This is a genomic window from Mycetocola zhujimingii, assembly GCF_003065425.1.
Classification (GTDB): Bacteria; Actinomycetota; Actinomycetes; order Actinomycetales; family Microbacteriaceae; genus Mycetocola_A; species Mycetocola_A zhujimingii.
Window position 1 is genome coordinate 985,143 of the sequence record NZ_CP026949.1, and the last position, 13,686, is coordinate 998,828.

Consider the following 13,686-nt stretch of genomic DNA (forward strand, 5'->3'; position numbering starts at 1 on the left):
TACCGTGGAGGAGTGAAGACCGCGACGCTCGAAATTTCGGGGATGACCTGTGCCAGTTGCGTTGCGCGCGTGGAAAAACGCCTGTCCCGGCTGGACGGTGTGACCGCCGAGGTCAATCTGGCCACGGAGCGGGCCAGCGTCCAGTTTCCTGGCACTGTGTCGGCCGAGCAGCTGGTGACGGCGGTTGAGTCCGCCGGCTATGGGGCAACGCTGGTGCCAGAACGGTCGCTCGCCGAGCCCGCTCCCCGCGCTGAGCCGGCATCACTTCGCATCAGGCTTCTCGTGAGCGCTGTCCTCACGCTTCCGGTCGTCGTTCTGGCGATGGTTCCGGCCTGGCAGTTCGTGAACTGGCAGTGGGTGTCGCTCGCGCTCGCCGCTCCGGTTGTGATCTGGGGCGGATACCCCTTCCACCGGGCGACCTGGCTGAATCTCCGCCACGGCACGCTCACCATGGACACCCTCATCACGCTCGGCACGGGAGCGGCATTCCTCTGGTCGCTCTGGGCGCTGTTCTTCGGTATGGCTGGAATGCCGGGAGTGACGCATGAGTTCAGCCTGTTCACCCCGGACGCCGACCCGTCGGAGACCATTTATCTCGAGGTGGCCGCCGGGGTCACCGTCTTCCTTCTCCTCGGTCGCTACATCGAGCAGCGCTCTCGTCGTGCAGCGGGGGAGGCGCTCCGGTCGCTGCTCGAACTGGGAGCGAAGGATGTGACGGTGCTGCGATCCGGACCGTCGGGCCCGCAGGAAACGACGATCCCGGTTGGCGAGCTCACGACCGGCGATCGGTTTGTCGTCCGACCCGGTGAGACGATCGCCACCGACGGCGTCGTCGAGTCCGGCTCAGCCGCCGTCGATGTCAGCATGCTCACGGGGGAGTCGGTCCCCGTCGAGGTGGCGCCCGGCGATGCCGTCATCGGTGGAACGATTGCCGGCGGTGGGCGGCTCATCGTCCGGGCGTCCCGGGTCGGAAGCGAGACACGACTCGCCCAGATGGCCCGCCTGGTCGAAGCCGCCCAGCTGGGAAAGGGGCAGGCCCAGCGGTTGGCCGACCGGATCTCGGCGGTCTTCGTACCCATCGTCATCGCCCTCGCCGTTGTTGTGTTCGCCGCGTGGGTGCTCACCGGTAACCCGCTCTCGTCAGGGTTCACCGCGGCGGTTGCCGTGCTCATCATCGCGTGCCCCTGCGCTCTCGGGCTTGCCACCCCTGTCGCACTTCTCGTCGGGACCAGTCGCGGGGCGCAATCGGGCATCCTCATCACCGGTCCTGAAGCGCTCGAGCGGGCGCGCCGGATCGACACGGTCGTGCTCGACAAGACGGGCACGGTCACGACGGGAACGATGACGCTGACCCGCGTGACGGCGACCGACGAAACCGCGCTCGGGCGTGCGGCGTCGCTCGAAGCCGCGTCGGAGCATCCGATCGCCCGGGCGATCGTTGCCGGGGCAGCGGATCGTGTGGGTGCCGATGGGAATCTCGCGGTGACGCACTCAGTGTCCGACTTCAGGAGCGCAGCGGGACTCGGCGTGACGGGAACCGTGAACGGGTCCGCTGTCGTCGTTGGTCGGCCCGCCTTCGCCGCCGAACACGGTTGCACCGTGCCCGATGAGCTTGCGGATGCCGTCACCGCGGCTGAATCCGCGGGATCGACAGCGGTGGTGGTCGGTTGGGATGGCGAAGTTCGAGGCGTGCTTGAGGTGGCCGACACGGTCAAGCCCGAAGCGCACGCCGCCGTCGAACGCCTGCGCAGGCTCGGACTCGACGTCGTCCTGCTGACCGGTGACAATGAACGCGCCGCCCGCGTCGTCGCCGGTGAGGTCGGGATCGACAGGGTCATCGCCGGCGTGCTCCCCGAACAGAAAGTCGACGAGGTCCGGCGCATCCAGGGCGATGGCCACAGCGTTGCGATGGTCGGTGACGGGGTGAACGACGCGGCAGCGCTTGCAACGGCAGACCTCGGCATCGCGATGGGTTCCGGAACTGATGCCGCGATCTCGGCGTCAGACATCACACTCGTCCGTTCCGACCTCGGTAGCGTTGCCGACGCCGTCGAGTTGTCGCGAAAGACGCTCGCCATTATCCGCGGCAACCTGTTCTGGGCGTTCGCCTACAACGTCGCTGCGCTCCCGCTCGCCGCTTTCGGACTGCTCAACCCGATCATCGCCGGCGCCGCTATGGCGTTCTCCAGCGTGTTCGTGGTGCTCAACAGTCTCAGACTGCGCTCATTCACACCACGCTGACCTCTTCCATGGCGTAGAATGAGCGAGCGCCCGCCGTGTGGGGTGTGCCGATCCGCAATGAACATCTTCGCGTCGATTGGTCACGTAATCGGCGCCCGCTGTCTCGGCCACCGGCATCCGCCTGGCCATTCGACTGCTCAGGAGGAGCATGCCGCACACCGGTACACGCCGCAGTTCTGGCCGACAGGCCACCCGCGGATCTTCATCGCGCGCATCATCGTCGCGCGGTTCATCGTCACGACACGATGACGAATCCCCGATCATTCCCATCCTCGCCCGCAAGGTGCGCGAGGTAGAAGCGAAGGCGCAGAAGGGCAAGGTCGGGCCAACGAACCGGACCAAGTTCCAGGTCATCGCGTTCCTGGTGCGTGAGGAACGGGCAAAGGTCAAAGCCGACACCACCCTCAGCGACAGCACGCGAGCCGAACTGCTGAAGCGGCTCGACGGTGTTGCAACCATTCTTGCGAAGACCGCCGCGCGCGACACGTCGCTCATCACGCTGCTCGAAGCGGATGCCGCCACAACGCCGGTTGCGCAGAAGTTGCGTCGCGACTGGCTGCTCGAGTCCGGCGCTGAACTGAGCCCCGACGAGCTGATCATCACCACAACGAAGCCGGTGCTTGAGCCTGTTGTCCCGGCCGAACTCGCGGAGAAGCAGGTCATCCCGCAGTCCGTGAAGTCGCGTCTCCTCGCCAATCCGTTCCTGGCGCCGGCCCTCGACCAGCCCGAGCCGAAGGCGCCCGTCCGCGGACGCCTCTCCAACTGGGAACTGATGGGCCCGCTGTACAAGGCGTTCGAACAGGGCTCAGGCGGCCGCGCCGCGAGCATGGAACTCCCCGAGGCGCCGAAGATCGACAGGCTCTCACCCAAGGGCCGCGAGATCATGCGCCACCAGGCTCGCTTCGTTGAAGCGGTCCGAGAGGGCCACCGCACCTTCCTGCTCGCCGACGAGCCCGGGCTTGGCAAGACCGCTGAGTCGATCCTCGCCGCCAGTGTGGCCGACGCGTGGCCGCTGCTCGCCGTCGTCCCCAACGTCGTGAAGATGAACTGGGCACGAGAGGTCGAGCGCTGGGCGCCGAACCGCCGCGCAACGGTTATCCACGGTGATGGCCGGGACCTCGATGCGTTCGCCGATGTCGTCATCGTCAACTACGAAGTGCTCGACCGCCACCTCGCCTGGCTGGGAACCCTCGGGTTCAAGGGCATGGTGGTCGACGAGGCACACTTCATCAAGAACCTGCACTCGCAGCGCTCACAGCACGTGTTGTCGCTCGCCTCGCGCATCCGAAAGTTGACACCGGGCGGTAACCCGCTGATGCTCGCGCTCACCGGTACGCCGCTCATCAACGACGTCGAGGACTTCAATGCCATCTGGCAGTTCCTCGGCTGGGTCGAGGGCGACAAGCCCGCGCCCGAACTCATGGCGAAGCTCGAGGAGACCGGACTCACCCCGGCCGACCGGGACTTCTATCCTGAGGCTCGCAGCGCCGTCATCGACATGGGCATCGTCCGTCGTCGCAAGATCGACGTCGCCAAGGACCTGCCGTCGAAGATGATCGCCGACCTCCCCGTCGAACTCGACGACGACCTCGGGCGTTCCATCCGCGACGCCGAGCGCGAACTCGGCGCACGGCTGCTCGCGAAGTACCGTCGCATCATCGAAGCACGCGGGGAACGCGCATCGTTGGCCGGAGAGCCGGACACCGACATCATGCGGCTCGTCGCACAGGGCGAACTCGACGAGTCCAAGGCGTCTGGGGGAGCGGAGAACGTCTTCACCATGGTGCGCAAGATCGGCCAGGCGAAAGCAGTGCTCGCGGCCGATTACACGGCGCAGCTGGCTCACTCGGTGGGCAAGGTCGTCTTCTTCGCCAAGCACATCGACGTTATGGACACGGCAGAGCAGGTCTTCGCCGGCCGCGGCATCCGCACGGTGTCGATCCGTGGAGACCAGTCGACGCCCGCCCGCCAGGCAGCGATCGATGCCTTCAACAACGACCCGGACGTGGCCGTTGCTGTCTGTTCGCTCACCGCTGCCGGAGTGGGACTCAACCTGCAGGCCGCATCAAACGTCGTTCTTGCCGAACTCAGCTGGACCGCCGCCGAGCAGACGCAGGCGATCGACCGGGTTCACCGTATCGGCCAGGAGGAGCCGGTGACCGCGTGGCGGATCATCGCAGCTCACACCATCGACGCCAAGATCGCCGAACTCATCGACAGCAAGCAGGGCCTCGCGGCTCGCGCACTCGACGGAAGCGACCAGGAGATCACGACGAGCGATTCCGTCCAGCTCAACGCACTCGTCGCGCTTCTGCGCGACGCGCTGGCGGCGTAATCGTGGCGAAATCACCGGCACGGTCTGCTGAACCGACATTCTCCAGGCCGGCCCTCGCCCCCGGCATCCTCGCTGCCATCGTCCTGATGGCGGGTGTTGCGTTCATCGAGGACTCGTGGTTCATCGCGGTGCACTTTGCTGTGACCATCCTCGCGGTGATCATCGGCTGGTTCGCGATCCAGGGCAGGCAGTACTGGTGGCTGATCGTCCTCGTGCCCATCATCGTGCTGTGGAACCCCGTGTTCCCGTTGCCGCTCTCGGGCGACGGCTGGTTCGCTGCACAGCTGATCGCGGCGATCCCGTTCGTCGCGGCCGGTGTGATGATCAAGGTCGACACCCCGGCGGACGTACACGCAGAAGACCGCCGCAAGCGCTGAGGCCAACGGCGGTCGGGGTTCCGGGCAGCCTGTGTTACGGGCAGCCCGGGTTCTGCTGAGGCAGGCTTCGTCAGGCGCCTGGCTCTGGAGTGAGTTCCTCGGCTTCGGCCGGGGTCGCGGCGTCGACGGCCGGGTTCTCGGCGATACGGTCGGCCTTGTCATTGGGCTCGTCGGTGACGGCGTCGTCGCCAGCGGCGTTGTTCTCGACCGAACCGGAACCTGAGTCGTGTGACTCCGGGTCACCAGCGGCATCGTCAGCGACGATGTCGGCGTCCTGCGGAATCGAGAAGTCGGTCAGCGGGTCGTTCGAGGTCGCCGTGTTCGCGGTGCCCTCGGTGTTTTCGGTGTTCGGCCCGGTCTTTGGGGTGTTCTGTGCGTCGGTCATGGCTCGAGGCTACGGCGACGACGACGGGCGAGGCTACCCCTTGCGCTCGCGAAGCGGATGCTGTTCACCGCTCGCGAGCACACCGAATCTGCGTCTCTCAGACGCCGAGCGCAGCCTTGACGGCGATGAGGGACGGGTTGGTGGCCGAGGTGCCGTCGGGGTAGATCACCGTCGGGACCGTCTGGTTGCCGCCGTTGAGGCTCGCGACCAACTCGGCCGTTCCAGGCACCTCTTCGATGTTGACCTCGGTGTAACCGATACCGGCCTTGTCGAGCTGGCTCTTCAGCCGTGAACAGTAACCGCACCATCCCGTCGAGAACATGGTGATGGTGCCGTCTTCGGGAATGTAGCTGGTCGTTGTGCTCATAGATTCGTGGGGCTTTCTTGGTACTGTTCTCGGGTTATCGCGAGTCGCGGTGGCCGGTGGTCAAACCCCGGCGCGCGCTTCACGCTATCCTCATTGCAGCAAGGACGCTGCTCTTTTCATTCCCCCATCTACCGTATGAGGAACGTAACCCTATGAGAATTGGTGTACTCACCAGCGGCGGCGACTGCCCCGGACTGAACGCCGTCATCCGTGGAGCCGTGCTCAAGGGCACCAAGATCCACAACCAGGAGTTCATCGGAATTCGTGATGGGTGGAAGGGCGTCGTCGAGGGACTGACCATGCCGCTCGACCGCCACAGCGTGCGCGGCCTTGGCAAGCAGGGTGGCACCATCCTCGGCACCAGTCGCACGAATCCGTTCGAGGGCCCGCACGGCGGCCCCGAGAACGTCCAGGCAACTCTCGACAGGCTCGGGATCGACGCACTCATCGCGATCGGCGGAGAGGGCACTCTCGCAGCGGCGAAGCGGTTGACGGATGCCGGACTCCAGATCGTCGGAGTGCCGAAGACCATCGACAACGACCTCGACGCCACCGATTACTCGTTTGGCTTCGATACCGCCGTCGAAATCGCCACCGAGGCGATCGACCGACTGCGCACCACTGGTGAGTCGCACAAGCGCTGCATGGTCGTCGAAGTGATGGGTCGCCACGTCGGCTGGATCGCACTGCACTCCGGCATGGCAGCAGGCGCCCACGCGATCCTCATCCCGGAGCAGCCACAGTCGATCGATCAGATCTGCGAGTGGGCGAAGAGCGTCGGAGACCGCGGCCGCGCCCCGGTCATCGTGGTCTCAGAGGGATTCACACTCGACACCATGGAGAGTGCTCACTCCGAGAAGGGGCTCGACGCGTTCAACCGTCCCCGCCTCGGCGGTATCGCTGACGTGCTCGCACCCATCATCGAGGAGCGCACCGGCATCGAGTCCCGCGCCACGGTGCTCGGGCACCTCCAGCGCGGCGGTGTTCCGAGTGCATACGATCGCGTTCTCGCCACCCGCCTCGGCATGGCGGCGATCGACTCCGTCATGAACAAGGAGTGGGGCACCATGGTCGCGCTGCGCGGCACCGACATCGTCAACGTTCCGTTCGAGGATGCCCTCGGCGGGCTGAAGACGGTGCCTCAGGAGCGCTACGACGAGGCCGCAATACTCTTCGGTTAAGCCATCGAGCGCTGCACTTCCATGCCCGCGCTGCAGAAACTTCTGCAGCTTTGAGCATGGATGTGCAGCGTTCGGCGTTTAGTCGGCCAGCCCCAGCACCTTGAGCAGCCATGCCAGCTCGTACGCACGCTCGTGCCAGGCCTTGTACCGGCCGCTGACTCCGCCGTGACCAGCGCTCATCTCGATCTTGAGCAGCGCCGGCGCGCCAACGTCGCGCAACCGCGCCACCCACTTCGCTGGTTCGACGTAGAGCACCCGTGTGTCGTTGAGGCTCGTGACCGCGAGGATCTGCGGGTACGTGACTCCTTCCCGCACGTTCTCGTACGGCGAGTACGACTTCATGTACTCGTAGACCTCGGCGTTGGCCAGAGGGTTTCCCCATTCGTCCCACTCGATGACGGTGAGCGGGAGATCAGGATCGAGGATGCTGGTGAGCGGGTCGACAAAGGGGACAGCGGCAAGGATGCCGGCGAAGAGTTCAGGGGCAAGGTTGGCGACCGCGCCCATGAGCAGGCCGCCAGCGCTTCCACCCTCCGCGACCATCCGCTCTGGTGTCGTGTAGCCCTCAGCAATCAGATGACGGGCGCACGCGACGAAGTCGGTGAACGTGTTCTTCTTGGTGAGTGTCTTGCCGTTCTCGTACCACGAGCGGCCCAGCTCGCCACCGCCGCGGACGTGCGCGATGGCAAAGGTGACGCCCCGGTCCAGGAGGCTCAGCCGGGCCACAGAGAACGACGGGTCCATGCTCGCCTCGTACGAGCCGTACCCGTAGAGCTCGAGCGGCCCCGGGTGTGCAGTGCCCTTTTTCCAGACCAGTGAAATGGGGACCCGCGTCCCGTCGTCGGCGACGGCCCACTCCCGTTTCTGTTCGTAGTCCAGCGGGTCGTAGCCGCCGAGCACCGGCTGCTGTTTGAGCAGCGCGAGCTCGCCGGTGCGAACGTCAAGGTCGAACACCGTCGCGGGTGTCACCAGCGAACCGAAGCCGAACCGGACCGTCGGCTGCGTCCACTCGGGGTTCCTCGACGAGCCGACGGTGTACAGCGGTTCGGCAAACGGCACCTCGTCCACGGCGACAGCAGCGGGGGAGTCGATCCCGTCCAGGGTCGCGATACCGAGCTGGCTGAGCCCCGCCCGCCGGTAACCGAACACGAGGTGGCCGGCGAACGCCTCGACGTCCTCGAGCCTGACCTCATCACTGTGTTTCCGAACGACGATGCCGTCCGCAGGACCGGTGCCGACGGCATCCGGTCGCACAGCGACCAGCTCGAAGTTCGGTGCACCGTCATTGTGCAGGATGAGGAACCAGTCCTCGCCCCCGATCACGGCGTGCTCGAGGGAGTATTCAACGTCGTCGCGGCGTTCCCAGATAACCCGCGGCTCGGCGGTCGGGTCGTCTGCATCGAGGATGAGCCACTCGCTCGTGACGCTCGAGGAGACAACGATCACGATGTACTTCGCGCTGCGGGTGCCCCCTGCGCCAACCCAGAACCGTTCGTCCGGCTCGGTGAGAACGACGACATCGGCGCTCGCAGCCGTGCCCACCTCGTGTCGCCAGAGGGTGTCAGGTCGCCAGGACTCGTCAACCGTCGTGTAGAACACGTGGGCACCGTCGGGGGAGAACGTCGCCCCGTGTGACGTGTTGGGAATCTGATCGGGCAGGTCGGCGCCCGTGGCCAGGTCACGGATGCGGAGGGTGTAGCGCTCGTCACCCTCGGTGTCGACGGCCCAGGCCAGCAGCCGGCCGTCGAGCGAGACGTCGAACGATCCGAGCGAGAAGAACTCGTGCCCCTTGGCCTCGACGTTGCCGTCGAGCAGCACCTGTTCACCGGGGACGTCGACGCCGGGGGTGAGCGTCGGCGGTGTCCAGTCGAGCGGGTCGGTGATGGGCGCCCGACAGTGCAGGGCGTACTCCTGGCCCTCGATGCTCCTCGAGTAGTACCACCAGTCACCCTCGCGCACAGGAACGCTGAGGTCGGTCTCGAGCGTTCGTCCCTTGATCTCCTCGAAGATGCTTTGCCTGAGTGGCGCGAGTGACGCCGTCTGCGCATCGGTCCAGGCGTTCTCGGCTTCGAGGTGGGCGATCACCTCGGGGTTTGCCTTGTCGCGCAGCCACTCGTAGTCGTCGACGACAGTATCGCCGTGGTGAGTCCGTTCGGAGGGGCGCTTCTCGGCGCGCGGTTCGGCACGAGGTGCAGAAATATCAGGCATGATTCCACGCTACCGGGCATCACCCGGGCATAGGGTCGACACATGACTTCTCTCCGCTCGCTCTCGCTCAATGACGGCAACCAGCTTCCCGGAATCGGATTCGGGACCTACCCGCTGAAGGGTCAGGAGGCGACGGATGCCGTGGCATCCGCCCTCGAGATCGGCTACCGGCTGATCGACACCGCGGTGAACTACGGCAACGAGGATGCTGTCGGCCGCGCGATCGCGGAGAGCTCTGTGCCTCGATCGGAGATCACGCTCACGACGAAGCTCCCCGGCCGCGACCACGGCTACGACGAGACCCTCCGGTCGTTCGATGCGTCTGCCGACGCTCTCGGTGTCGACACCATCGACCTCTATCTCATCCACTGGCCGAACCCGTCGGTTGGCAGGTTTGCCGAGAGCTGGAAGGCGATGGTGCAACTGCAGAGGGACCACAGGGTTCGAAGCATCGGCGTATCGAACTTCACCCGGGAGTTCATCGAACGGCTTGGCGCCGAGACCGGTGTGCTCCCCGCGGTGAACCAGATCGAGGTGCACCCGTACTTCCCGCAGGAGGCCCTCATCCAATTCCACGCCGAGCGCGGCATCGTCACCGAGGCGTGGAGCCCGCTGGGTAAGGGCGCAGCGCCATACAACGACAAGGTCGTCGTCGATATCGCTCGCGAACACGGGATCACCCCTGTCCAGGTCATCCTGCGCTGGCACACGCAGCGCGGCACTGTCCCACTGCCAAAGTCAGGGAACCCTGAGCGGCAGCGGGAGAACTTCTCACTGCCCGGTGGCGACCTGTCCGCCGAGGAGATCGCCGCGATCACCGCGCTCGGGCGCGAGAACGGGCGGCTGTTCGGCGGCGATCCCAACACTCACGAAGAGATGTAGGGCACCAGGCCCGCGACGCCGTAGCGGAACCTGCGCATGAACGGTGTGCGCTCTTCTAGGCTGGTGCCATGACGCTCCACCCGACATCGTCGTCCCGACAGTCCGTCCGTTCCAGGTTCGCCCGCCGCGCGGCACTCTTCATCGCCGTCACGGGGACGTTGGTGATGTCAGTGGGGGTCCCTGCGACCGCCGCCGTGCCGCAGCAGGCGACTGCAGGCATCCGCTCTGATGTCGAAGACTTCACCTTCAGCTCGTTCGACGGGGAGTACACGCTCGGCAGGGACGACAACGGCAACTCAACGCTCACCGCCGTCGAGACCTTCGTCGCCGAATTTCCTGAGTTCGATCAAAACAAGGGCATCATCCGGGCGATTCCCGAGGGGTATCTCGGCGTCAATCTGCACACCGAGATCCAGTCGGTGACGGATGCCGATGGCAACCCTGTCGAATTCGACGATTCAGACACCGAAGACGGCTTTATCCTCCTCGCGCTCGGTACAGACGATTATGTCCGTGGCACCCAGACCTATGTAATCGAGTACACCCAGCGGGATGCCGTCCGCGCCTTTGCAGACACTGACGCTGACGAGTTCTACTGGGATGCCCCGGGAACCGGGTGGGACCAGCCCTTCACCGAGGCGCAGATGCGCGTCGTCGTGCCCGAGGAACTGGCGAGCGAGCTGACGGGCGCCGCGGCCTGCTACACGGGTCCTGAGGGCTCGACCGACAGATGTGAACTTGAAGAGACGGCGATGGGCGGTGACGTCGAGTTTGCCTCGCCCGTCACTGGACTCGCGCCACACGAAACCTTCACCGTGGCCATCGGTTTTGAGCCAGGTACCTTCGTCACCCCGGAGATCCCATCGACCTGGCCCATCTTCACCGTTGTTCCCGCCGGGATCGCCGGGGTCGGACTGATCGGGTTCATCGCGGCCGTCTTCACGAGGCGACGGAACGTCCAGGATGCGCCGGGACGGGGAACCATACTGCCGCAGTACACCGTGCCAGCCGGCGTCGACATCGTGGTGGCTGCCGACCTGATCGGCAAGATCACGAAAGCCATCCCCGCCCTGTTCCTGAGCCTCGCGGTGCGAAGGAACATCCGCATTCTCGATGACGGTGAGGCGTCGAAGCTTGGCGCGAAGAAACGCAACTACCGCATCCAGTTCCTCACCGACGCGGGCGCCTCAGGCGCTGATCTCAAGGCACTCGATGCGCTGTTCGGCGCCACGAGGCGCCCGAACATGATCATGCCGCTCAGCGCAACGAACACCGAGCTCAGCAAGAAGCTTCAGGCCATGACGATCAAGGCGACGGATGCCTCGGTCGCTGCGGGCTACCGTGTGAAACGCAAAGTCCCGCGTGCTGGCTGGTTCTCCCTGTTCTCCCTCGCGGTTTTCGCTGTGATGTTCGTGCTCTTCTGCGTTGGCGTTGCGTCATATGCGGCGAACGCGTGGCTCATATTTGGGCTGATCATCGCGCTGGCGTCTCTGATCGGCACGGTGGTGGCGGTCTCGTCGAAGAAAGCTCTCACGCCCCAGGGCGCCGAGGTGAAGGATTACCTTCTTGGTCTCAGGGAGTACCTGGCGCTCGCCGAAAAGGACCGCATCGCCATGCTCCAAAGTCCGGAGGGCGCAGAACGGGTGACCGTCGAGGACGCGGTGAACCCCGGCGACACCGTCGAGGTGATCAAGTTCTACGAGAAGCTGCTTCCCTTCGCTGTCCTGTGGGGCATCGAGAAGGAGTGGGCGGAAGAACTGGGCAGGTACTACGAGACCACCGGCACCGATCCTGACTGGTACTCGAGTCGATCGGGCTTCTCGCCATACGGTTTCACCGCGGGATTGAGTACCTTCGCGACCTCGTCCGGCGCGTCAACACCGTGGTCCGCCAGCGCGACAGCGAGCTCGAGCGGTGGTTCGAGCGGTGGTGGGTTCTCCGGCGGCGGTGGAGGCGGCGGAGGCGGCGGGGGACGCTGAGCGTTTGCCCAAACGGGGGTGTCAAGTTGACGGCTGGATCGAGGGGTGTAATCATCGTTTACGGCCCCTCAACTGGCAACCTCGATCACATGAACCCCTCCTGAACTTTTGGGGGATTCCTGTGCGCGGGCGAGTCCCTACTCAGAGAACTATGCCGGTGGATATCACCCTCATTATCGTGCTTGTTATAGCACTTGCCCTTTTCTTCGACTTCACCAACGGATTCCACGACACAGCGAACGCTATGGCGACTCCGATTGCCACGGGGGCGCTCAAGCCCAAGATGGCTGTCACGCTCGCGGCGATTCTTAACCTGATCGGTGCGTTTCTGTCGACTGAGGTCGCCAAAACGATCTCGGGTGGAATCATCCGTGAGGGTGAAGGTGGAGTCCTGATCTCGCCGGAGCTCATCTTCGCCGGCCTGATCGGCGCGATCGTCTGGAACATGCTGACCTGGCTGCTCGGATTGCCATCCAGCTCCTCTCACGCGTTGTTCGGCGGTCTGATCGGTGCAGCCCTCGTGGGGGCAGGTGTCGGTGCCATCGATTTCGGCGTGCTCACCTCGAAGGTGCTGCTGCCGGCGCTCCTCGCCCCTCTCACGGCCATGCTCATTGCCTTCGTCGCCACCAAGCTGGCATACGGCGTCACCCGCCGTTACGACGGCAAGCCGGACGGACGTTCGGGCTTCCGCTACGGCCAGATCTTCTCCTCCTCGCTCGTCGCCCTCGCACACGGCACCAACGATGCGCAGAAGACGATGGGTGTCATCACCCTCGCCCTGATCTCGGTCAACCTCCAGGCACCGGGTGACGGCGTGCAGTTCTGGGTGGTGGTCGTCTGTGCATTCGCTATCGCGCTTGGCACCTACGTCGGCGGCTGGCGCATCATCAAGACCCTCGGCACCGGCCTCACCGACGTGAAGCCGGCGCAGGGCTTCGCCGCCGAGACCAGCACCGCCGCAACGATCCTCGCGTCGAGCCACCTCGGTTTCGCGCTGTCGACAACGCAGGTTGCGTCCGGTTCCGTCATTGGCTCTGGGCTCGGCCGCCGCGGTTCGACAGTTCGCTGGAAAACCGCGGGCAGGATCGGCCTCGGCTGGCTGATGACGCTTCCCGCTGCTGGCATCGTCGGTGCCCTCGCCGCCCTCGTCGCACACCTCGGGACCTGGGGTGTGATCGTTGACGCCGTCGTCGGCATCGGCACGATCGCCTTCATCTTCCTGTGGTCACGCCGCGACCAGGTCGGCCATCACAACGTCGTCAGCGAGGTCGCAGCGTCAGGTGAAGCCGTGTCGATTGCTCCAGAGCCCGAAATCAAGAAGGTGAACAAGTGATCGACTGGATGGGGTTCGTCGTCGTCCTGCTGGCGGCGCTCACCGGCACCGTCATCGTTGTCGGCCTGTACTCTCTCGGGCTCAAGTTGCTCGTGCGGGCGGGCCGCGTGCCCGTGGTCTCGCCGGCCACCTTCACCGACGCGATCACCGTGTTCACGGAGGCCGAGATCAAGTCGGCCGCGAAGAAGGCCGCCAAGGCTGTCAGGAAGAACCCGCTGTCGCCGATGCAGAAGCGGATCGCTCTTGTTGCCGCATACACCTGCTTCGCGCTCTGTGGCGCGGCAGTGCTGTTCGGCATCTACCTCATCGTGCCCGCCCTGCACGGATAGCAGAACGAGAAAGCCCCCGGCCGCGACGCTTGATGCGTCGCGGCCGGGGCTTTGTGCGTGGCGCTTTGT

At 65.2% G+C, this 13,686-nt stretch carries 11 protein-coding genes; 8 read left to right on the forward strand and 3 right to left on the reverse strand.

What is annotated here, in order from left to right; translation table 11 throughout:
• The first annotated feature begins 12 nt into the window (after positions 1-12).
• The 3 genes from C3E77_RS04575 to C3E77_RS04585 all read left to right on the forward strand — a co-directional run bounded on the left by C3E77_RS04575 (position 13) and on the right by C3E77_RS04585 (position 4,953).
• The gene (locus C3E77_RS04575; RefSeq protein WP_257791023.1) at positions 13-2,241 is read left to right on the forward strand and encodes a heavy metal translocating P-type ATPase; all 2,229 of its coding nucleotides are present in this window, start codon (positions 13-15) and stop codon (positions 2,239-2,241) included.
• Positions 2,242-2,389: 148 nt separating this feature from the next.
• Entirely contained in the window at positions 2,390-4,576 is a 2,187-nt protein-coding gene (locus C3E77_RS04580) for a DEAD/DEAH box helicase (protein WP_108390547.1), read from the forward strand.
• A 2-nt stretch (positions 4,577-4,578) separates the two neighbouring features.
• On the forward strand, positions 4,579-4,953 hold the full coding sequence (locus C3E77_RS04585; RefSeq protein ID WP_108390548.1) for a DUF6804 family protein: 375 nt from the start codon (positions 4,579-4,581) through the stop codon (positions 4,951-4,953).
• Between the two features lie 70 nt (positions 4,954-5,023).
• Here C3E77_RS04585 and C3E77_RS04590 read toward each other — a convergent pair whose 3' ends face one another.
• Positions 5,024-5,338, reverse strand: coding sequence for a hypothetical protein (locus C3E77_RS04590; RefSeq protein WP_108390549.1), 315 nt, complete (start codon positions 5,336-5,338; stop codon positions 5,024-5,026).
• Between the two features lie 97 nt (positions 5,339-5,435).
• Complete coding sequence (locus C3E77_RS04595) at positions 5,436-5,705, reverse strand: mycoredoxin (RefSeq protein ID WP_108390550.1); 270 nt, start codon at positions 5,703-5,705, stop codon at positions 5,436-5,438.
• Positions 5,706-5,857: 152 nt separating this feature from the next.
• On the opposite strand from C3E77_RS04595, the gene C3E77_RS04600 reads away from it, so the two are divergent.
• Positions 5,858-6,886, forward strand: a complete 1,029-nt coding sequence (locus C3E77_RS04600) for a 6-phosphofructokinase (protein WP_108390551.1) — start codon at positions 5,858-5,860, stop codon at positions 6,884-6,886.
• A gap of 78 nt (positions 6,887-6,964) precedes the next feature.
• Here C3E77_RS04600 and C3E77_RS04605 read toward each other — a convergent pair whose 3' ends face one another.
• On the reverse strand, positions 6,965-9,094 hold the full coding sequence (locus C3E77_RS04605; protein ID WP_108390552.1) for a S9 family peptidase: 2,130 nt from the start codon (positions 9,092-9,094) through the stop codon (positions 6,965-6,967).
• A 42-nt stretch (positions 9,095-9,136) separates the two neighbouring features.
• Between C3E77_RS04605 and C3E77_RS04610 the strand changes: the two genes are divergently transcribed.
• The 4 genes from C3E77_RS04610 (at position 9,137) to C3E77_RS04625 (ending at position 13,617) form a co-directional block, all read left to right on the forward strand.
• Entirely contained in the window at positions 9,137-9,976 is an 840-nt protein-coding gene (locus tag C3E77_RS04610) for an aldo/keto reductase (RefSeq protein WP_108390553.1), read from the forward strand.
• Positions 9,977-10,044: 68 nt separating this feature from the next.
• On the forward strand, positions 10,045-11,955 hold the full coding sequence (locus C3E77_RS04615) for a DUF2207 domain-containing protein (RefSeq protein ID WP_108390554.1): 1,911 nt from the start codon (positions 10,045-10,047) through the stop codon (positions 11,953-11,955).
• Positions 11,956-12,112: 157 nt separating this feature from the next.
• The gene (locus tag C3E77_RS04620; protein ID WP_108393062.1) at positions 12,113-13,288 is read left to right on the forward strand and encodes an inorganic phosphate transporter; all 1,176 of its coding nucleotides are present in this window, start codon (positions 12,113-12,115) and stop codon (positions 13,286-13,288) included.
• Entirely contained in the window at positions 13,285-13,617 is a 333-nt protein-coding gene (locus C3E77_RS04625) for a peptidase (protein WP_232528924.1), read from the forward strand. The genes C3E77_RS04620 and C3E77_RS04625 overlap by 4 nt, the downstream gene beginning before the upstream one ends.
• Positions 13,618-13,686: the final 69 nt, after the last annotated feature.